Source organism: Streptomyces sp. NBC_01537, from assembly GCF_045040445.1.
Classification (GTDB): domain Bacteria; phylum Actinomycetota; class Actinomycetes; order Streptomycetales; family Streptomycetaceae; genus Actinacidiphila.
On sequence record NZ_CP109392.1, the window covers coordinates 1,998,293 to 2,019,476 of the forward strand.

Genomic DNA, 21,184 nt, shown 5'->3' on the forward strand with positions numbered 1-21,184 from the left:
CCGCGTGAGATCCTCCGCCGGGCGACCGCCGATCCCGTCGGCGTCGGCGTCGGCGTCGGCGTCGGCGTCGGCGGCAGATGAGCAGGGAACCCCGACGAGCCTGCGCGACACCGCGCCTGACGCCTATTACAGGAAAGCGCTTCGACGCAAGGCCTTTCGAACTCGATGCAGTTTTCATGCGGATCAGCCCATTCTCTCCGTCGCCAGGCTGCGCTAGGCTCCCGCATCGTGTCGAAGCGCTTCGACGTTGAGTTGACGCCGCCGACATGAGGGCAGGCCTTTCGACTCAATGGAGAGCTCTATGCCGAGTTCAGCCGGTTTCACTCGCCGCCAGGCCATGACGACCTCCGCGGCCCTCGCCGTCGCGGCGTTGTCCACCCCATCGGCCGCCCAGGCCGCTGCCCGGTCCGCTGGTTCCGCCGCGTCGGCGTCCGCGCTGGACGTGGTCGCAGACATGCAGCCGGGCTGGAATCTGGGCAACACCTTCGAGGCCATCGGCGCCGACGAGACGGCGTGGGGCAACCCGCGGGTGACCCGGGCGTTCTTCCGCAGGCTGAAGGCGCAGGGCTTCAGGAGCATCCGGATCCCGGTGACCTGGGGCCAGCACGAGGGCCCGGCTCCGGCCTACACCCTCGACCCGATGTTCCTGGCCAGGATCAAGGAGGTGGTCGACTGGGCCTTGGCCGATGGTTTCCACGTTCTGATCAACATGCACGGTGACGCGTGGCAGTGGGTGCTGAACATGCCGGCCCAGCATGACGCGGTCCTGGCCCAGTACACGGCAACCTGGCAGCAGATCGCGGCCACCTTCCGGGACGAGTCGCGCCGACTGCTTTTCGAGAGCGTCAACGAGCCCTTCTTCACCGGCAGTTCAGGCGACGAGCAGAACGCCGTTCTGATGAACGAGCTCAACACGACCTTCCACTCCGTTGTGCGCGCGACCGGCGGAGGCAATGCCGACCGGCTGCTTGTCATGCCGACCTTGGGGGACACCCCGGATCAGGCCAAGATCGACAGCCTGCTCGCCACCTTCGCCGCGCTCGACGACCCGAATCTCGTGGCCTCGGTCCACTACTACAGTTTCTGGCCCTTCAGCGTGAACCTCGCCGGCTACACGACCTTCAACGCGGCCACCCAGCAGGACCTGACCAACACGTTCGACCTGGTCCACAAGGCCTTCGTGGCCAACGGGATCCCGGCCGTCGTCGGTGAGTACGGGCTGCTCGGCTGGGACTCCGGCCCCGGCACGGTCGAAGAGGGAGAGACGCTCAAGTACCTCGAGTATCTCGGCCACTACGCGCGATACCGGGGCTTGACCACGATGCTGTGGGACAACGGCAGTCGCTTCAACCGCCGCACCATGCAATGGAACGACCCGAGCCTCTATGCGCAGATACGTTCGAGCTGGACCGGGCGCTCCGGCACCGCCTCCACCGATCAGCTCTTCGTGCCCAAGGGCAGGACCCCGGCGGACGCGACGATCACGCTGAACCTCAACGGCACCAGGCTGACGAGGATCGATGTCGGCACCCGTCATCTGATCCGGGGCGTGGACTACACCGTAAGCGGCAGCACACTGACGATCGCGGCGGCGACGCTCGGCCGGCTGACCGCGTCGCAGGAGCACGGCACGAATGCCGTCCTGTCCCTCCGGTTCACGGACGGAACTCCTTGGGCCGTCAACGTCATCACCTATGACAAGCCGGTGCTGACGAGCGCGACGGGTACGACGGCCTCGCTGGTGATACCCACCGCGTTCAACGGGGACAAGCTGGCGACCATGGAAGCCGTATATGCCGACGGCAGCCCCGCCGGTCCGCAGTCCTGGACGACGTACAAGCAGTTCAACGTGGCCTTCACGCCGGACTACACCGCGGGCACGATCACCTTGCCGACCGCGTTCTTCGGCGATGTCACCGACGGCGCCGCCGTGACCCTCACCTTCTACTTCTGGAGCGGGACGCGACTGACGTACACACTGACCAGGTCCGGCACCGCGGTCACTGGTACCTCCGCCTGAAATCGGGCCCATCGGGAAGTCGCGAAGCCGTGAGACCTTCAGTACTGGCTGGTGACGGGCGCTTCGCTGCACGTGCCCGGCGGTGTGACGGCCGATCTCCAGGGATCGGCCGTCACACCGTTCACCTCCGGCCCGGCGAGGGTGTCTGCGAGTAACACATCTACGTGAACCCACCGGCGCCCCTGCAGACCCCGGCGATCTTCTGTGTAGCGTCCCGGCTGTGTTGAGCGGTGGACATGCCAATGATCCGTTCACTGTTCTACGCGCGAAGAACCGGCCCCCGCACCGGTGTTCCGTACTCCCAACTCGCATCCCACACACGGAGGTTCACGCGATGCTCGGCCTCGGTACCGCTACCCCCCCCGCAGGTTCACCACCGCCCTCACCGTCCTCGGTCTGCTGACCGCGGGCGCAACCCTTCAGGCGTACGCCGCGACCCCCGCCGCAGCGGCCACCACCCACCGCGTCCTCTTCGACAACGCCCACGCCGAGACCGCCGGCAACGCCGACTGGATCATCTCCACCAGCCAGCCCGACCCCACCGGGCAGGGCTCCTCGCCCTCCAAGGAGACCGACTGGACCGGGGCGCTGTCCTCCTGGGGCGTGGCCCTGCTTCCAAGTGCAGCCCGAGGTGGCCACGAAGCACCCCAAATGAGATGTCGTCTAAGCGACGGCAGCGGATCAGCGGATCAGGGCGAGGACGTCGTCACGCAGCGCGTCCACGGCTGCCTGGTCCGGGGCTTCGACATTGAGGCGCAGAAGTGGCTCGGTGTTGGAGGGGCGGAGGTTGAACCAGCGGCCGTCGCCGAGGTTTACGGTGAGCCCGTCGAGGCGGTCCACGGTGGCCCTGTCCCGGTATACGGTCTCGATGTGGTCGAGCTTGGCGGCGACGTCGGCGACCTGGGAATTGATCTCGCCGGAGGCGGCGTAGCGGGAGTAGCCGGCGACCAGTTCGGAGAGGGGCCGGTCCTGTTCGGCGAGGGCGGCCAGTACGTGCAGGGCGGTGAGCATGCCGGTGTCGGCGCGCCAGAAGTCCCGGAAGTAGTAGTGCCCGGAGTGCTCACCGCCGAAGACGGCGTTGTGCTCGGCCATGAGGGCCTTCATGTAGGAGTGGCCGACGCGCGAGCGGACGGGGGTGCCGCCGTGCTCGCGGATGATCTCCACCGCCGCGGCCGAGGTGATGACGTTGTGCACGATGGCCGAGCCGGGGTGTCCGGCCAGCTCCCGGGCGGCGACAAGGCCGACGATGGCGGACGGGGAGACGGCTTCACCGCGCTCGTCGACGAAGAAGCAGCGGTCGGCGTCGCCGTCGAAGGCCAGACCGATGTCGGCGCCGGTGCGGCGGACCTCGGCCTGGAGGTCGAGGAGGTTCTTCGGTTCCAGAGGGTTGGCCTCGTGGTGGGGGAAGGTGCCGTCCAGCTCGAAGTAGAGGGGCACCAGTTCGATCGGCAGGCCCGCGAAGACGGCCGGGACGGTGTGTCCGGCCATGCCGTTGCCTGCGTCGGCGACGACCTTCAGGGGGCGGTTGCCGGTGAGGTCGACCAGGCCCACCAGGTGCGCCGCGTAGTCCTGCAGCAGGTCCTGCCGGACCACGCGGCCGCGACGGGGGGCCGGGGCCGGGATGTCGTCGGTCTCCAGCCAGCCGCGGATCTCGGCCAGGCCGGTCTCCTCGCCGATCGGGGCGGCCCCGGCCCGGCAGAGCTTGATGCCGTTGTCCTTCGCCGGGTTGTGGCTGGCGGTGATCATCACGCCGGGCAGGCCGAGGCTGCCCGAGGCGTAGTACAGGTAGTCCGTGGAGCCGAGGCCTGCGTCGATGACGTCGGCCCCGGCTGCGTTGGCGCCGGCCGCGAAGGCCTGCGCGAGGCCCGGGGAGGTGGCGCGCATGTCGCGGGCGATGACGATTCGCTCCGCGCCGGTGAGCCGGATGAACAGGGTGCCGGCATTTTCGGCGATGCCTGGGTTGAGCTGGGCGGGGACCTCTCCGCGGATGTCGTACGCCTTGACCAGCCGTGAGTAGTCGGGCATGTCCTGCTTCCTGGGGTGCGTAGTCGTCTCTTGGTACGGCGGATCCTGCCTCCACGGCGCCCGGCGGGTACGGGAACGGCCCACGCCGTCGATTCCCGTACCCGCCGGGCACGCGGGGCCCGATGTCCTAGGCCGCCGAAAGGGAGCGGACCCAGCCGAAGGCGGTGACCTCCTTGGAGGCCTCCTTGAGGTCCTTGGCGTTGTCGACGCCGCGCCAGTAGCCGTTGATGCGGTACGCGGACAGGCGGTCCTGGGCGCAGAGGGCGGGGAAGGTGGTGTCCTCGTGGTCGCCGAGGTCGGGCAGCAGGGTGGTGACGGCGGGCTCGAAGAGATAGACGCCCGCGTTGATCCAGTGCGGCAGCACCGGGGCCTCGGTGAAGCTGCTGATGCGGTCGCCGCTGGTCAGCTCGACGATGCCGTAAGGGGACTTCAGCGGGGTGACCGCCAGGGTGGCCAGCGCCGACCGCTCTACGTGGGCGCGGGCGAGGTCGCGCAGCGAGAACCGGGTGAGGATGTCGCCGTTGAGGCCCACCCAGCGCTCGTCCGGGTGCGGCAGATGGCGGGCGGCGTACTTCAGGCCGCCGCCGCGCCCGAGGGGCTCGTCCTCGACGACGACCCGTACCCGCAGCGGAAGGGGGTGGGTGTCCACATACTCCTGGAGGGCGGCGGCCCGGTAGCCGCAGGAGATGACGACCTCCTCGATGCCCTCGGCGGCCAGCCAGGTGGCCTGGTGCTCGAAGATCGGGCGGCCGGCCACCGCCACCAGGGCCTTGGGGATCTGATCGGTGTACGGGCGCAGGCGGCTGGCCTGCCCGCCGGCCAGGATGACCGCCTGGCGGACCAGCGGGCCGCCCCATGCGGTCACGGCGGTCGGGGCGGCGTCGTGCGTAGTGGTCATGATGCCTCCTGATGACGGTGTGGGCGGTGCGGGCGGGAAAGCACCGTACGGGCCAGGAGGGGCCGGCCCGTCCGGTGCACTGAAGAGCCCCGCTACCTCACTCTCCGGTCGCTGGTGTCGCAGCTCTTGCCGTTGTTGTTCGGGTCGAGCTTCAGTGGGTCAACGCGGCCGTTGACCTTCAGCGGCAGCTTGAAGTCGTGCTGCTTCAGATAGGTGCAGCGGGCCGCTGTGGTGTGGGCGACGGTCTTGGGGAAGACGGTCGGGACGCAGACGTTGACGGCGGCGTAGTGCCGGTCGCAGCCCGCGATTTGAACGGACACCTTCTGCGAGGTCCGCTTGCTCAGCGACGGCTTCGGGTTCATGTCCATGCCGTCCATGCCGTCGGTTCCGTTGGCGAAGTCCTGGACCATCGCCGAGGGCTGGCTGGAGTTGGTCGCCGCCGCCGTGGCGCTGCCGAGGTGCACCCAGCGGGCCACCGAGGGCACGCCGTTGGCGTCGGTCGCGAAGAGCATGTACCAGCCGGGCGGGGCCAGGTTCGGGTTGCTGGTGACATTGAGGTCGATGGTGTTCCCGTTGACGCTCATGGGGAGGTCGACGAAACGCTGGTTGGGGTCCGAGGAGTGGGTGACGGCCGCCGGGCGGATCAGTTCGGCCTTGACGATCGGCCGGTCGACCGTGATCTGCTGTGAACTCCCGTACGTCCATTGGGTGTTTGCCTGGAAGGTGATCTGCGGGCGGGCGCCCTTGAAGAGATACGGCGGGGTGTAGATCGACACATGGTTGTCGAAGGTGCCGTTGCCCGGGTTGTCCCCGATGGCCATCACACGGCCGTCGGGAAGCAGGAAAGCGGACGAATGGTACGTACGCGGGATGGGGTCGGCCGCGACCCCGGTCGTGAAGGTGTTGGTCTGCGGGTTGAAGATCGAGGCCTCGTAGACCGGGTCGGCCCGGTCGTGCAGTCCACCGCCGGTCTCCAGCACCTTGCCGTCGGGCAACAGCACCGCGGAGACGTACATCTTGCCCTGTGCGCCGGTCTCGGCGACCGGGCCGGCGCCCTTGTCGACGGTGCCCTGTGCCAGCAGCGGTCCGTGCGTGTACTGGGGACTGGCCTGCTTGAGGTCGATGATGTCGGTGTAGCGGTTGGCGTCGGGGTTGGTTCCCACGTTCCCGCCGCCCATGGTCAGCACCCGCTGGTCCTGGGCCGGAGGCAGCAGCACACTCATCGACTGGTCCCGCTCGTCCTTGGACTGCAGGCCCGGTACGTCGGTGATGGTGTTGGCGTCGTAGTCGTAGATCGAGGCACCCGTGCCCGGGGTCCCGTTGCCGAAGACGTGGCTGCCCGTGTAGAAGAGCCTGCCGTCCTGCATCAGGACCATCGATGGATACAGGCCCCAGAAGGACCACGTCTGATTGACCTGGTTGAGCGGCAGCCACTTCGCCTGGGACGCCGAGAACTTCTCGGCCGTGACGCTGCCGCTGGAGTCCTCGCGCAGCCCGCCGAAGGAGATCACATCGCCGTTGCCGAGCACGGTGGCGGAGGGGTACCAGTGACCGTCGTTCATGTCATTGGTCCTGGTGTACGTCTCGGTGTCCGGGTCGAAGATGTACGAGTCCTTGAAGCCCTCGTAGCCGTGACTGCCGTCGGCAGCTGGATAGGCCTTGTTGCCGCTCATGATGAGCACCCGGCCGTCGTAGAGCTGGACATGGCCGGCGCAGAACATGTCGGCGGGGGTGGGGATGGTCTTGAACGAGCCCGTCTTCGGGTCGTACACAGCGGAGGTGAAGGTGCCGGCCGCGAACATGGCCGGATTGTTGCCGGACCCCGCCACCAGCAGCACCTTGCCGTTGTGCAGGACCACCGCGTGCATGCTGCGCACCGGATTGGTGAACGGCATGACCTCCCAGCGGCCCTCGGTGCAGGCCGCGCCCGCTGTGCAGGCAGTGCCGGTGGCCGGCTGGGTCGCGTCCTCCATGGCGTAGTCGTCCGTGACGAGGGTGCCCCTGCCGTAGACCGAGACTCCCCAGGTGATCTGGTCGGTTCCGGCGGGCACCACGGGCGTACGGACCGTGGCCTGCTGGTAGGACGTACCGACCGGGAGGGCCATCAGGTCGGTCCAGTACTGCCAGCCCGCCTGCACATCGTGGCGGAACACCGTCACCGAGGTGTCAGGGGTGGTGCTGGTGTACCAGAGGGACAGGTCGTACTGGTGCCCCGGCGCCGCATCCGGGGCGCAGGACGTGTCCTCCAGCATGAGTGCCTTGCGGTCGCCGTCCACGCGCCGGGTGAGCGTGACGGACATGGCCTTGCTGCCGCTGTGCGCGGTGCCGGTCACACCGATGGTGAAGTCGTTGTCGCCCCAGCCGGACTTCTCCCAGCAGGTCGGCATCCCGTCCGGCTGTACGGACTCGAAGCCCGGGTTGACGATCAGGTTCGCCCCTGCCTGGGCTGCCCCCGGGGTCGACATCAGCAGGGCGGCCGCACAGGCCATGGTCAGCAGCGTTGCGGCCACTGTCCTCATACGTCTTCGTACGATGCGTAGGGTTCGTTTCATCACACGTCCTTGCCTTCAGCTACCCTGCGGCTCCGTCGCGGCAGGTAGACCATTGCCTCTGTCCCGGCGAAACGCAGCAGGAAGGTGGCGAACAGCGCCATCGCGGTGGCCGGCAGTACCGACATCCCGAAATGGGTGACAAGCAGGGCGATCAGCGGGATGCGCAACAGGAGATCGGCGTTGGTGATCAGTACGAAGCGGCCCAGGCGGTCCGCCCAGTGCCGGTGCCCGCGCCGGTCGCGGTACAGCAGCACCTCGATCAGCAGGAAGTTCCAGAACACTCCGAACTGGTTCGCCACGATCTCGGCCGGCACATAGTGCAGGCCCACAGCGGTCAGCAGGTACAGCCCGACCAGATTGGGCACGAAGCCGGACAGCCCGATCCCGCCGAAGAGCAGCATCCGCGCCGCCGGTGACGCGGTACGCAGGCCGATCAGGTGGGCCAGAAAGCGCAGCCCCTCGCGAGCGGACGACTTGGACTCGCCCGAGTACCGCTCCTGGAAGGCGAACGGCACTTCGGTGACCGAGGCGGGGCGGCAGCGGACGGTCAGCTCCAGCAGGATCTTGTAGCCCAGCGGACGCAGCACGCCCGCGTGGGCGAGCAGGGCGCTGCGGCGGATCGCGAAGAAGCCGCTCATCGGGTCGCTGATGCCACGAAGCGCCCTGGGGAAGAGGGATTTGGTGAGGAGCGTCGAGACGCGTGAGACGGCGACGCGGTAGCCGCCGGCGAGTCCGGCGCGGCTGCCGCCGCTGGTGTAGCGGCTGGCGACGACGAGGTCGGCCCCGGTCCGTACCCCGGCCTCGACGAGTTCGGGGACGAGCGACGGCGGGTGCTGGAGGTCGGCGTCCATGACGACGATCCAGTCGGAGCGCGCGGCCTTGAGCCCCTCGACGACCGCGCCGCCCAAGCCGCCTACCGGGGTGTCGCGATGGATCATGGTGACCGGGAAGGGGCAGCTGCGGGCGGCCTCGTGGACGACCGCGGGCGTGTCGTCAGTGCTGTCGTCGACGAACACGACCTCGCAGTCGAGCCCGGACGGCAGGGATGCGCCGAGGCGGGTCAGGAGTTCGGCGATGTTCCCGGCCTCGTTGAAGGTCGGGACGATGACGGTGACCGTGGCGGCCGTCCGGGCCGGTGCGGTCAGGAGATCGGGATCACGCAGTTCCCCGGCGCCGGTGCTGGATACGGTCATCGGGTTCCTCCCACTATCCGGCGGATCTCTATCCGGTCGTCACCGTGTCCGAAGACGGCGACGGAGGTCGAGTTCTTCAGTGCGGCCCTGACGGTCGGCAGGTCGACGGCGTCCCGGCGCACGGTGGGCGAGGCAACCACGTAGTCGATGTCGCGCCAGCCGTGCGGCAGGGTGTCGGCGACGGCGGAGTCGAGGTCGGCCTTGTAGAACCAGATGACGCCGGTACCCGGTCGGTAGCCGTCGTGCACGAGATCGAGCCAGAGCGCGTCGTCGACCAGTACCCGGGTGCGCTCCGGGGCCTTCACCTCGTCGCGCATCCAGGCGGCGGCCGACCGGTACGGGCCGTTGGCGTCCGTGGTCAGCGCCGTGTGGTTGCCGTCGTACCAACGCGGTACGACGAGGACGGTGGCTGCCACGGCGAGCACCACGGCGGTGGTGCGGCGGGCGTATCGCAGGCGTGGGCCCTCCGACGGTCCGCGCCTCTTGTGCAGCACCGTGTGGGCGACGCTGGCGGCGGCCCCGGCGAGGGTGAGGGCGAGGAAGGGCAGCGCCTGGACTATGTACATCGCGGGCAGGTATCCGGACGGCCGCATCGCGACAGCCGCGAGGATGACGACGGCGAGCATGGGTCCGGCCAGCGCGCGGCTCGTCAGCGACCAGCGGAAGGTGACAAGCAGCAGGACGGCGCCCGCCAGGCCTGCCAGCGGCAGCACCCGGTCGTAGTACAGCCATGAGGTGAGGACCGCGTGCGAGCCGGAGGCGGCGTCGAAGATGTTGCCGGAACCTGGCCGGGTCATCTGGAATTCGACGCCGCCGACCAGCGAGACGTGTCCCGGGCCGGAGAACAACTCCTTGTTGAGCAACGCGTAGAGCGGATACACCAGGCCGATCAGGGCACAGGCGGTCACCGCTCCCGTCACCGCGAACTTGCGGGTGTCGCGGTGGCCGTGGCGCCACATCGTCACCAGCAGCGCCGGCAGGACGACCAGCACCGTCTCCTTGGTGAGAACGGCCGTGGCCGCGGCGAGACCGGCCCCGAAGTGGTGCCACAGATGGCGTTTGGGCGAGGCCGCCAGGCAGAACGCGAGCAGTATCCACATGACCGCGATGTTGTCGAGGAAGATCTCGCGCTGCAGGACCACTGAGAGCGGGGACAGCCCGAACAGGGCCATGGCCAGGGCCGAAGCCCAGCGCGGCAGGCCGAGCCGTCTGGCGAGCACATACAGCAGCAGCGCGCTCACGGCAGTCACCAGCAGCATCGCGAAGCGCATCGTCGCGACCGTCATGGAGCCGGGGGCGATGTGCGCCGGCAGCCAGGTCACCAGGGCGATCTGGATCCAGCCGAGCGGTGGATGGTCGTACCAGTAGGTGTAGTGGGCCAGGCCCCGGCCCTGCTGAACGGCCCAGGCCTGGGCGAGGTAGGTGCCTTCGTCATCGCTGAGGGCCGGAAACCGGGTGATGTTCCAGCCCTGGACCAACAGGATCACGGACAGCACCGCTCCGCTGAGCCACAGGTCGGGGCGGCGGACGCGGGGTCGGGCGGCAACCGCCGGGGGGCCTGCCGGGATGGCGACCGGAGTCGACGAGGGCGGGGCCGCAATGGGCAGCGTAGTGGTCATTTGGCGACTTCCTCCACGACGAGATGAGCACCGACATGACGGGTCAGCTCCCAGTCGCTGCGGCCCCGCTGCTCCCGCCACACCGCGCGGATCGCGGCACCGGCCAGGAGGAGTTGGTAGAAGGGGCCGCCCGCTATGAGCTTGAGGTAGTGGACGGGACGGATTCGCAGGCCGTACTGCTGCCCGAAGTCGTGCAGCCCGACGATCTCGAAGACGAAGGTGACGGTGGCGGTCAGGGCCGGAAGGAAGGTGATCACAGCGATCCCGACGGGGACGTCGAGGAAGAGCACGACTGCGACATTGAGCGGAATGATCACGCCGGAGAAGGCCTGCAGAAACGGAGTCATCAGGGTGTAGCGGGCGAGCATCCGCTGGCCCAGACCGGGAAGCTGCCTCCAGTCCTTCTTGCGGTAGACCTGCATGAATCCCTGGTTCCAGCGGGTGCGCTGCTTGAGCAGGCTCATGAGCGTGCCGGGGGTCTCCTCGCGGGTGACCATCTCCGAGTCGTAGGCGACGACGACCTTCTTGCCCTTGCTGGACAGCCGCACGCCCAGGTCGCAGTCCTCGGCAAGGCAGTTCTCGTCCCAGCCGCCTGCCTCGCGGAGCACATCGGTGCGCACGAACACGGTGTTGCCGCCGAGTGGAATGAAACCTTTCTGCGCGTGCAGGTGGAGCCTGCTGCGGAACCAGAAGAAGTACTCCAGGCAGTTGCGCAGGCTGTACCAGTTGGAGTGGAAGTTGATCAGCTGGACTCCGCCCTGCACGACATCGGCGCCGGTCGAGAGAAAGGCGTGATCGACGTGGGTGAGAAGTTCCGGATGCACCTGGTCCTCGGCGTCGAAGACCCCGACGATGTCGCCACGACAGTGCGGAAGGGCGGTGTTGAGGGCCTTGGGCTTGTTCTTGACCTCGTGCGTGTCCGTGACCACGCGCACCCGGTCGGGAGCGAACTCGGCCACGCGCTCGGCGACTTCGGTGGTCTCCGGATCGTCGTGACCGACGACCACGAGAATCTCGAAGTCGCCATGGCTGGACCGCAGGAGCCGGTGAACGGTGTGTTCGAGCACTTCCTGCTCATGCCGGGCGGGCACCAGCAGGGAGAAGGACAGGCCGACGTCGCCGTCAGGACTTTTGAAGCGGGTCGCCGCCAGGGTCTCGGGCGTACGCCAGGCGTGCATCTGCCACCAGAGCGTCAAGCCCGCCATCCCGAACAGCGCCAGCGAAGTGGCAGCGATGAGTACCGAAAGCAAGAAAGCCCCCTCAGATGTGCTGTGGATCGGCCACAGCTACCGACGTATCCCCGTGGAGTTGGCAGCGGTCGAGCTCATCGGCCGGCGCCTCGCGCCGGGACGCCGACGCAGTACCCGACCCCGGGCATGGCGAATTCCCTTGCCGGCAGCGCGAATGCCGGAATGAACGGCGGCTACCGCGAATTGATGTGACGCGCGACAGGCGACGGCGATCTGCGAGACGCCTACCCTGTCGGCCGTGGCTCGTGGTTCGGCGGCCCGGCGGCAGGGTGTGGCACAGGGCAGGTCAGCGGGTCAGACTGCCCCCGGCCCAGGCTCCACCGGTTGTGCTGGTCGCGGGTACGTGGCCGGACCGGGCACCGGCCCGACGCATGCGGCGTCGGAAGTTGTCGTCGGTACGGTGCCGCACCCCTCGCGGTACCGAACCTCTGACCCGTGAGTGCCATCGTGCACCCAACCCCCTCCAGGTCGAAGTAGTAGGAAGTTATACAGGGGCGCGGTTTCCTTTTGTGCAAAAGAGTTTGTTAAGGGCATGTTTACGCAGGATGGCCGGCAGGCACCTCGGCAACCACTGACGGTTCGTCAAGTCAGTTGGGCTGTAAGAGTTTTGTCGAGAGCTTGTCGCGTCCACGTCAATCTGCCATGGTCGGCAGAATGCAGCGCCATCCAGCCCCGGAGGGTTTTCAGCCTGGATGAATTTCGCTGTGTGCCCATTCTTTCCTTACGCAGGATCCACACAGTAAATATCAGGCGTCTTCACGATTCGATGCCTCATGCACGCAGCGCCGGTCGGCCATCGCGCCGCGTTCCCGAAGATCGGCCCACCCGCTGGTCGACCGCACCCCGGGGGTGGCAGTGCCATCACTCCGCCCCGATGCCACGACCCGGGAGTCGACAGGCGGCATGGCATCAGATACCGGCGGTAATACGGCAGCCCACCCGAGCATGGGCGGCGCGGGCCGACCAATCCATCGAGCGCAAGTTCGCGATGGAGAAATCTGTGACTATCCAATGAACGCCACCCTGGCGCCCGAGCATCACGCCGACATCGGTCACTCACTCACAGTGATGACCGTCCGGCACGGTTGGCGTCAATCACGAGGGACGCAAGCCATGATCAGCGGACCAAACCGGCCATGTCCTAAACCGGACACTTTTTCGAGGCGCCACAATCGAATGCGACTAAAGTGATCATTACCTGACAAAGTTACGTCACTGTCCAACCGTCCGCCGCGGCACCGGATGTTCACGAGCTCGGGAGGCACCACGGTCGGGCAGACCGTTCATCAGGCCGCAGCCCGAGCCCGAGCCCGTGGCAGCAGCGCCCATTGTCGTGGCGCCGCCACGCGCAGAAGCCCCACCGGAGCATTCCGGCGGGGCTTCTTCTCGTCTCACGTGCTCTCACACGGGTCTCACCGACCGTGCGGACTCCCCCGCGCTATGAGGCCCTGAACTGGCATTAAGCTCCCGTCCTGGACCGGCCGGACGCCCCTGGACAGTGCCTATGACCTGTGCCATGTGGTGCCGAGAGCCGGGCCCAGGACCAGGATCGGTGCGTCTTCCGGCCCGTCAAAGCGGTATGGCAGGGTCTCTTCCGTCGTCTCGCTCACCCGCTCACGCTCCCACACCCCACAAATTCCCACGGGCGGGGGTCCGGGCGACGGCCCGCGCCCCGGGAGGGGTGCGGGCCGTCGGTGGTGCGGTGGTGCGGTGGCTCAGTGGCGGCGCGGGCGGCGGGTGCGTGCCGCGTAGAGCACCGCGGCTCCGATGCCCAGGGTCAGTGCGGCGCCGCCGGTGATGAGTCCGAGCGGGGCGCCGGCACCGGTCTCTGCCAGCGGGGGGCTGCTGGGTGAGGGTGAGGACGTCGTGGGGGTGGCGCTGGCCGGCGGTGAGGACTTGGCGGGCACCTCGGGGGTCGTGGAGGGGGTGACGGGGGGTGTGCCGGCGGTGGCCGGGCTGGTGGGGGTGGCGGGGGGCGTGGTGCCGCCGGAGGGCGTCGGTGTGGGCGTGGGCGTCGGAGTCGGCGTGGGCGTGCCAGGGGTTTCCGAGGTCTTGCAGGGACTGTCGCCGCCGTTCCAGGCCGCGATGAGGTGGTACGGGGTCACGATGTTGCCCGGCTGGTAGGGCAGAGGTCCGTGGCCTTCGCCGGTCTGGCCGTCGTACTTGACGTCGTCGCCGTACAGGTCGATCTGGCCGTAGCAGTCGGGCGTGGGCACTGTGAGCTTCTGCCAGTTCCGGTCCTCGGAGCCGTCCTTGGGGATGTCGGCGGTCCCGAGATAGACGGTGCTGGAGGTGATGTAGCTCTGCGTGCCCGAGGTGGTCCAGTCGGAGCCCTCGGTGGTGTAGGCGGCGAGGGAGACGGGGTAGGTGCAGTTCTCGCCCGTGTGCGTACCGGGCGCGAGGCGGACCTGGACGCTCTGCGGGACGTCGGCCCATTTACGGAAACCGCCGGCCGAGTTCCAGTCCTCGGTGGGCTTGCCATCGGTGTCGACGAATCGGTACTGCACGGTGGCGGCCTGGCAGGTCTCACTGCCGGAGGCGTGGGCCTGGGTCGCGGTGACCACCGGTATCGCTGCGGACACCAGCAGAGCCGCCAGAGCCTGCGGCGCACGGAGGGAGGGACGGAACTGACGGAACAAGGAGGCCTCTTGATGATTCTGGTGGGGACAGAATGCGGCTGCCGGCGTCCAAGGGCGGTGACGCCCAGAAGGGTGCGCGAGGTCTCGGCGGACGTCGTTGGTCGTCCGCCCTGTCACTCCGGTCACTCCGGTCGCAGAGAGCAGCGGGCCGATTCTTATCGCATTCACAGGATCCGTCAAACTTCCGCACGTGAAGGCCACGGATCTGATGACCCACAAACTGGCATGTTCCGCATATCAGTTGCCGACGCCGGATGGCATCAGCGGTTGCACAGCAGCCCGGCCGCGCGTCAGGTCAGTCCGAGTTGGCCGGCCGCGCGAATGGCCAGCCAGACCTCGGCGAAGGCTTCGGTCGAGGACAGGTCGCGGCCGGACAGGGCGGCGAAGCGGCGCAGGCGGTAGGCCAGGGTGTTGGGGTGGATGTGCAGGGCGGCTGCCGCGGCATCGGTGCGGCGGTCGCGTTCCATCCAGGTGCGTACCGAGATGAGCAGGTGGGCGTCGTGCGCGGCGTCGTAGCGCAGCGCTTCTCCGAGGACGTGCTCGACCAGTGCGCTCAGCACCGTCGGGTCGTCGGGGAGCCAGCGGCCGGTGGTGTCGTTGCCGTAGCGGACCAGGGGTCTGCCCGACTGGACGGCCTGGGACACCGCCCAGAGGGCTTCGCGCTGGGCGACTCTCAGGGATTCCCCGGGGGCGAAGGAGCGGCTCATGCCGGCCGCGACGCCGGGGATCGCGGCAACCGCCGCCCCCAGCTCAGGGGGGCCGAGAAGGTAGCGCTCCTCGCCGCGGTTGAGCAGCAGGTGCGGGAGTTCGTCCAGGTTGCGGAGCAGGTCGTCCTCGCTGACGGTGCGCACCACCAGGAGGGTGATGTCGCCCTCGATGGACAGCCGCTGCAGGCGGCGCCTGGCGGCAGCGGGGTCGAGTACCTCCTGCAGCAGTTCGGCCAGGGTCTCCGCGCCTTCGCGACGCAGCGTCTCGCGTTCCTGGCGGACCATGGCCAGCTGCAGGGCGGCGACGGTGGCAATGTGCTGGACCACCGCGAGCCCCGCCGGGCGGGCGCCCCGGCGCTCCAGCGCGACAAGGAACCCGGCGGGGCCGCCGGGGGCGAGCACGGGCACGGCGAAGCCGCCGGGGATGGTCGGCGGGGCATCCACCGAGCCGGGAAGCAGGTCTGGGTCGGGGACGGGCACACCGGGCAGCAGCGGTCGCCCCTGCGGGGTGCACAGGTACACCTGGTAGCCGGACAGCCGCTCCAGCCGGCGGAACAGGACGGCGGTTTCCAGTCGCTCGGTCGCCAGCCAGCGCAGGGCGCCGAAGACCTGCAGCTGTGCGCCGAGACGCTGTCCGGGGATCTCCTGGACGGCTGCCGCGACCTCCTGTGCGATGGCGATGAAGGGCACGGAGAGCGGGACTTCGAGGACGGGCATCCCCCGTTCCTCCGCCGCCCGGAAGAAGGCGGGGTGCAGGGGCGGCACGTGGAGCTGGGCGGAGAGCGCCAGCACGGACACGCCGGCGTCGTCGAGGCGCTCCAGGTAGGCGCGCTGGCGGGCTGACGTGCGGGGCACGGCCAGCCCGGTGGTCATGATCATCTCGGCGCCGAGCAGCCAGGGGGTGGGGTCCTCCAGTTCGCTGACATGGGCCCAGGACACCGACCGCCGCAGTCCGCTCTCGCCCGCCAGGACGGTCAGCTGCAGGGCGGGGAAGGAGAGCAGGTCCTCGACGCTCAGTTTGTGGTCAGCCACAAGAAACATCCTATTACTTCATTCCTGGGACAATTGTCGGCTCCTTTACGGCGGCCACACACTGGGGCACACACCGAATCCGGAAGGAGAGCCGCGATGACCGAGCCCTTGCCCTTGGGGCCCGTGGATTCCTCGCGCGTCCCGCGTTTCGCCGGGCCCGCCACCTTCGCGCGGCTGCCGCGCCTGGACCAGGTGGACCGGTGCGATGTCGCCGTGGTCGGAGTGCCCTTCGACAGCGGGGTCTCCTACCGGCCCGGCGCACGCTTCGGACCCTCGGCGGTACGTGAGGCGAGCAGACTCCTGCGCCCCTACAACCCGGGGCTGGACGTCTCGCCGTTCGCCGCGCAGCAGGTCGTCGACGCCGGGGACATCGCCTGCAACCCCTTCGACATCGGCGAGGCCGTCGAGACGATCGAGCACGCGGCCGGGGAACTCCAGGACGCCGGAGCCAGGCTCGTCACCATCGGCGGCGACCACACCATCGCGCTGCCGCTGCTGCGCAGCGTCGCCCGCAGGCGCGGCCCGGTCGCGCTGCTCCACTTCGACGCCCATCTGGACACCTGGGACACCTATTTCGGCGCCGAGTACACGCACGGCACGCCGTTCCGGCGCGCGGTGGAGGAGGGCCTGCTCGACACCGAGGCGGTCAGCCACGTGGGCACCCGCGGCCCCCTCTACGGCAAGCGTGACCTGGAGGAGGACCGCCGTCTCGGCTTCGGCATCATCACCTCCGCCGATGTGATGCGACGCGGCGTGGACGAGACCGTCGACGCGCTGCGCCAGCGGATCGGCGACCGGCCCCTCTACGTCTCCATCGACATCGACGTCCTGGACCCGGCACACGCCCCCGGCACGGGCACCCCCGAGGCAGGCGGCCTGACCAGCCGCGAGTTGCTGGAGATCCTGCGCGGTCTGGCCGGCGCCGACCTGGTCGGCGCGGATGTCGTCGAGGTCGCCCCCGCCTACGATCACGCCGAGATAACTTCCGTGGCGGCCTCCCACGTGGCCTATGACCTGGTCAGCCTGCTGGCCCTGGGCGGGAAGGCATGAGCCGGCCCGCATGGGGGCGAACCACCCCCGCACGAACGGAAGACACCGTCGTCTCCCGTCTGGTACCGCGTTGATCCAGAGGAGGCGCCGACATGGCGGAAACGACCACGACCGGAACACGGACCGAAGTGCCTGACAGACCCGGCGGAGCCCTGGGCGTGGAGACCCGGTCCATCGACTGGGTTCCCGACGCCGAGCGGCACGGGAAGGTGTGGCACCAGGGGCCGCTGTGGTTCCTGGGCAATTTCCAGTACTTCACCATCGCGCTGGGCTTCGTCGGCCCCTCACTGGGTCTGCCGTTGGGCCACACCATCCTCGCGGGGGTGCTCGGCATCGTCGTCGGAACCCTGTTCATGGCCTTCCACGCCTCGCAGGGCCCGGTCCTCGGGCTGCCCCAGATGATCCAGTCCCGGGCCCAGTTCGGCTACCGCGGCGTCATCCTGGTCCTGATCGGCACCCTGTTCACCTACCTGGGTTTCAACGTCGCCGACCAGGTGCTGCTCTCCGAGGGACTGAGCGGCGTATTCGGCTGGAGCCCCGGCTGGGTGGCCGCCGGCACCACGCTGCTGGCGATCCTGCTCGCCGTCTACGGGCACGACTGGCTGCACCGGGCCTTCCGCTGGCTGCTGTACATCTCGCTGCCCCTGATGCTGCTGCTGACCGCGGGTGTGCTGACCGGGCAGGCCGGCGGGCACGCCCCCAGCCAGCACCTGGCTTTCACCTGGGCGGCGTTCTTCGCCCAGTTCTCCGCCGCAGCCGCGTACAACATCACCTACGCGCCCTATGTCTCGGACTACTCGCGCTACCTGCCCCGCACGACCTCCGCCCGCGCGCTCATCGCCTCCGTGTTCTTCGGCGCCTCCGGCTCCGCGGCCTGGCTGATCGCCCTGGGCGCCTGGCTGGCCATCCGGCTCGGCGCCGCGGACGGCCTCGTCGGCCTGCGCGACGCCGGCGACCACTTCATCCCCGGCCTGGGCGCGGCCGCCGCCGTGTTCTCCGCGCTCAGCCTGGTCGCCACCATGGGCATGAACGCCTACGGCGGCATGCTGACGGTGCTGACCGGCGTCGACTCCATCCGCAGCATCAGGCCCGGCCGGACGGCACGCATCGTCACCATCCTGGGACTGGCCGCGCTGTGGTACACCATCGCCTCGCTGATCACGGCGAACGCCGTGTCCACGATCTTCACCACGCTCACTCTCATGCTGTACCTGCTCGTCCCGTGGACGGCGACCAATCTGGTGGACTTCTTCGTGGTCCGCCGCGGGCACTACGCCATCACCGACCTGTTCACCCCCACCGGTGTCTACGGCGCCTGGTCCTGGCGCGGCCTGACCGCCTACGCGATCGGCTTCGCCGCCGAGATCCCGTTCATGGTCCTCCCCGACCTCGGCGGCCGGCACTACACCGGACCGGCCGCACAGCAACTGGCCGGCACCGACATCGCCTGGGTCGTCGGCCTGATCGTGTCCGCCCTGGCCTACCTGGTGGTCTCACGCTCACTGGACCGCGGTACGGAGACGGCCGCGACGACCGTCAGTGAGCAGGAGCTGGCCGCACGCTGACACACAGCGTGGGATCGCCGGTTGGCCGAACCGGCGATCCCGCGCTCAGAAATTCATCGTGGACACGACATAGACCTTGGGCCGGTCAGGGTTGGTGAGGCTCACCACGATGCGGTGGTCCGGCTTGTCGCCGTGCTGGGTGAGTGACGCCCCCGCCCACACGTGCCCCGGCCCGAAAATCCAGTGCATGCGCCGCTGCTGCTTCCCCGTGATCGGGATCCTGCCGTCCTTCAACGCCTCCCGGCTCGTGCCGATCTGGGCCAGGAAGGTGTCCAGGCCGCCGGCGGAGGTCCGGAACTCCACATAGAACGAGCTGGTCGCCCAGGAGTTCGTCTCCAGATAGCCGACCTGCGTCGAGCCGGACGGGATCGGCACCTCGTAGATCCGCCGCTGCACCTTGGTCGGCCAGAGCCGCGTCACGCTGTGCGCGGCGGCCTGCTGCCGCTTCACCTCGCCGCCGTCGTGGCTCTGCGCCGCCGAGATGAGCACATAGCCGATCGGTACCAGTATGAGCAGCGGCATGACGGTCCACTGGATCCAGCGGGGCGGCTTCCTGGGGGTGCTCACTTGCCGAAGACTCCCGCATATCGCTCGTAGCGCTCCACCCGGCGGCGGTTCGCCCGCCGGAAACGGCGCGCCACCAGCCTGGCCAGGTCCGCGGCGCCGACCATGCCGGCCTCGGGGCCGAGCTGCGCCTTGACGATCCGGGCCTCCGGCCGGTAGCCGCGCCCGGTGAGGTTCTTGCGGAACGCGTCGCGCGCGGGGCCGATCAGCAGTTCGTCGGCCGCGCTCACGCCGCCGCCGATGACGAAGCACGACGGGTCCAGGGCCGCCGCGAGGTTCGCGATGCCCACGCCCAGCCATTGGCCGATGTCCTGGAACAGCTCGGTGCACATCGCGTCGCCCTCACGGGCAAGCTCTGTGATCAACGGCCCCGTGATATCCCGTATGTTCCCGCCGACGCGGTCGATGATCCCGTACGCCACCGGGGACTCCGCCGCCGCCAGCTCCCGCGCCTCGCGGACCAGTGCGTTGCCGCTGCTGTACTGCTCCCAGCAGCCGCGGTTCCCGCACGGGCAGCGGTGGCCGCCCGGCACGACCTGCATGTGGCCGAACTCGCCCGCGACCCCGTACCGGCCCCGCTTGACGTGGCCGTCCTCCAGGATCGCGCCGCCGATGCCCGTACCGAGGGTGATCATGACCAGGTCGTTCTCGCCGCGGCCCGCGCCGAACCGCCACTCCGCCCAGGCGGCGGTGTTCGCGTCGTTGTCCACCATCACCGGCACGAGGAGCCGCTCGGTGAGGCGGTCCTTCAGCGGCTCGTCCCGCCAGGACAGGTGCGGCGCGAACAGCACGCGCGAGCGGTCCGCGTCGACCCAGCCCGCGGCTCCGATGCCGACGGCGTGCACGTCATGGCGTTCGGACAGGTCGAGCACCAGCTCGGTGATCGTGTCCTCGACCACCTTCGGGCTCTTCGACTTGTCCGGGGTCTCGGTGAGCAGCTTCTCCAGGATGTTCCCGTCCGCGTCCACGACGCCCGCCATCACCTTCGTCCCGCCGATGTCGATCCCGACGGTCGGCACCCTGGGCGCGGTGAGGTGGGAACGCCGCTCCCGGCGGCCGACCGTGCTCAGCAGCGTGCTGCTGCTCGACGAGCGGGTGGCGGCTGCGCTGCGGTATGTGCTCATCGGGTCAGGCGTCTCCGGGTGGGGTACGGGCGGGGCGGTGCTGCTCCCATGCGATTCTGCCTCACCCGCGCGTCGGATGCCGCCCGCCCCATCGCCCCCGGCGACCGAGAGGCCGGGATCAGGGGCGTACCAGCAGCTGGAACTCGAAGGCGTAGCGCGACGCGCGATATATGTGGCTGCCGTACTCGACGGCCCGGCCCTTGTCGTCGTACGTCGTCCGGCGCATGGTCAGCAGGGCGGCGCCCGGCGCCTCGGCGAGCAGTTCGCCCTCCTCGGGCGTGGCGCTGCGGGCCCCTATCGCCTGCTGGGCGCTGTGCAGGGTGATGCCGGCGGCGCGCAGCAGCCGGTAGAGGCCGGTGGCCTCCAGTTTGGCTGTGTCGAGGTCGAGGAGGTCGGTGGGGAGGTAGTTGCACATGTACGCCATGGGCTCGCCGTACGTGGAGCGCAGGCGTTCCAGGAGTACGACCTCGCTGCCCTCGGCGATGCCGAGGGCGGCGGCGACCTCGGCGGAGGCGGCCTGGACCTCGTTGCGCCGCACGTGGGTGGCGGGGCTCTGGCCGGCCGCCTGGAGGTCGTCGTAGAGGCTGCTCAGTTCCAGGGGGCGCTTGACCTGGCTGTGCACGACCTGGGTGCCGACGCCTCGGCGGCGTACGAGAAGGCCCTTGTCGACCAGGGACTGGATGGCCTGGCGGACGGTGGGCCGGGACAGCCCGAGCCGGCCCGCCAGCTCGATCTCGTTGCCGAGGAGACTGCCCGGGGCGAGCCGGCCGTGCTCGATCGCGCCCTCCAGCTGCTGGGCGAGCTGGTAATAGAGCGGAACCGGGCTGGACCGGTCCACGGCGAGGTCGATGAGAGCGGACTCTGGCTTGGGCACAGGGGGAGAGTAGCCGCCCCCGCGCGCGCCACGGAACTCAGACATCACGTTGTCCGAACATACGCGAGCCTT

15 protein-coding genes and 1 pseudogene are annotated in these 21,184 nt (G+C 69.0%); 3 read left to right on the top strand and 13 right to left on the bottom strand.

The window, feature by feature from the left end:
• The first annotated feature begins 301 nt into the window (after nt 1-301).
• Nucleotides 302-2,020 (top strand): cellulase family glycosylhydrolase, encoded by a 1,719-nt coding sequence (locus tag OG607_RS09280; RefSeq protein WP_405721083.1) that lies wholly within the window; start codon nt 302-304, stop codon nt 2,018-2,020.
• A gap of 681 nt (nt 2,021-2,701) precedes the next feature.
• Here OG607_RS09280 and OG607_RS09285 read toward each other — a convergent pair.
• The 10 genes and pseudogenes from OG607_RS09285 to OG607_RS09330 all read right to left on the bottom strand — a co-directional run bounded on the left by OG607_RS09285 (nt 2,702) and on the right by OG607_RS09330 (nt 15,944).
• Nucleotides 2,702-4,045, bottom strand: a complete 1,344-nt coding sequence (locus OG607_RS09285; protein WP_405721085.1) for a phosphomannomutase/phosphoglucomutase — start codon at nt 4,043-4,045, stop codon at nt 2,702-2,704.
• 127 nt (nt 4,046-4,172) lie between these two features.
• Nucleotides 4,173-4,943, bottom strand: coding sequence for an NDP-sugar synthase (locus tag OG607_RS09290; RefSeq protein ID WP_405721087.1), 771 nt, complete (start codon nt 4,941-4,943; stop codon nt 4,173-4,175).
• 92 nt (nt 4,944-5,035) lie between these two features.
• A complete protein-coding gene (locus tag OG607_RS09295; protein ID WP_405721089.1) occupies nt 5,036-7,462 on the bottom strand; it encodes a galactose oxidase-like domain-containing protein in 2,427 nt (808 codons plus the stop codon).
• A gap of 32 nt (nt 7,463-7,494) precedes the next feature.
• A complete protein-coding gene (locus tag OG607_RS09300) occupies nt 7,495-8,688 on the bottom strand; it encodes a glycosyltransferase (protein ID WP_405721091.1) in 1,194 nt (397 codons plus the stop codon).
• Nucleotides 8,685-10,307 carry an ArnT family glycosyltransferase gene (locus tag OG607_RS09305; RefSeq protein WP_405721094.1) on the bottom strand — a complete coding sequence of 541 codons (1,623 nt, stop codon included), beginning with the start codon at nt 10,305-10,307 and terminating at the stop codon, nt 8,685-8,687. Before OG607_RS09305 ends, OG607_RS09300 begins: the two co-directional genes overlap by 4 nt.
• Nucleotides 10,304-11,512, bottom strand: a complete 1,209-nt coding sequence (locus tag OG607_RS09310; RefSeq protein WP_405736647.1) for a glycosyltransferase — start codon at nt 11,510-11,512, stop codon at nt 10,304-10,306. Before OG607_RS09310 ends, OG607_RS09305 begins: the two co-directional genes overlap by 4 nt.
• Before the next feature lie 954 nt (nt 11,513-12,466).
• Nucleotides 12,467-12,613 carry a hypothetical protein gene (locus OG607_RS09315; protein ID WP_405721096.1) on the bottom strand — a complete coding sequence of 49 codons (147 nt, stop codon included), beginning with the start codon at nt 12,611-12,613 and terminating at the stop codon, nt 12,467-12,469.
• 455 nt (nt 12,614-13,068) lie between these two features.
• A pseudogene (locus OG607_RS09320) lies at nt 13,069-13,185 on the bottom strand (3-oxoadipate enol-lactone hydrolase); the annotation flags it as partial.
• 87 nt (nt 13,186-13,272) lie between these two features.
• A complete protein-coding gene (locus tag OG607_RS09325) occupies nt 13,273-14,139 on the bottom strand; it encodes a hypothetical protein (RefSeq protein ID WP_405721099.1) in 867 nt (288 codons plus the stop codon).
• A gap of 347 nt (nt 14,140-14,486) precedes the next feature.
• The gene (locus OG607_RS09330) at nt 14,487-15,944 is read right to left on the bottom strand and encodes a PucR family transcriptional regulator (protein WP_405721101.1); all 1,458 of its coding nucleotides are present in this window, start codon (nt 15,942-15,944) and stop codon (nt 14,487-14,489) included.
• A gap of 87 nt (nt 15,945-16,031) precedes the next feature.
• Between OG607_RS09330 and speB the strand changes: the two genes are divergently transcribed.
• Complete coding sequence (speB, locus tag OG607_RS09335) at nt 16,032-16,985, top strand: agmatinase (protein WP_405721103.1); 954 nt, start codon at nt 16,032-16,034, stop codon at nt 16,983-16,985.
• A 92-nt stretch (nt 16,986-17,077) separates the two neighbouring features.
• Nucleotides 17,078-18,550: a purine-cytosine permease family protein gene (locus tag OG607_RS09340; RefSeq protein ID WP_405721105.1), complete on the top strand. Its 1,473-nt coding sequence runs from the start codon at nt 17,078-17,080 to the stop codon at nt 18,548-18,550.
• A 45-nt stretch (nt 18,551-18,595) separates the two neighbouring features.
• On the opposite strand, the gene OG607_RS09345 is transcribed toward OG607_RS09340, so the two are convergent.
• The 3 genes from OG607_RS09345 to OG607_RS09355 form a co-directional block, all read right to left on the bottom strand.
• The gene (locus OG607_RS09345; RefSeq protein ID WP_405721108.1) at nt 18,596-19,117 is read right to left on the bottom strand and encodes a hypothetical protein; all 522 of its coding nucleotides are present in this window, start codon (nt 19,115-19,117) and stop codon (nt 18,596-18,598) included.
• On the bottom strand, nt 19,114-20,238 hold the full coding sequence (locus OG607_RS09350; RefSeq protein ID WP_405721110.1) for an ROK family glucokinase: 1,125 nt from the start codon (nt 20,236-20,238) through the stop codon (nt 19,114-19,116). Before OG607_RS09350 ends, OG607_RS09345 begins: the two co-directional genes overlap by 4 nt.
• Before the next feature lie 118 nt (nt 20,239-20,356).
• On the bottom strand, nt 20,357-21,157 hold the full coding sequence (locus tag OG607_RS09355; protein WP_405721113.1) for a GntR family transcriptional regulator: 801 nt from the start codon (nt 21,155-21,157) through the stop codon (nt 20,357-20,359).
• Nucleotides 21,158-21,184: the final 27 nt, after the last annotated feature.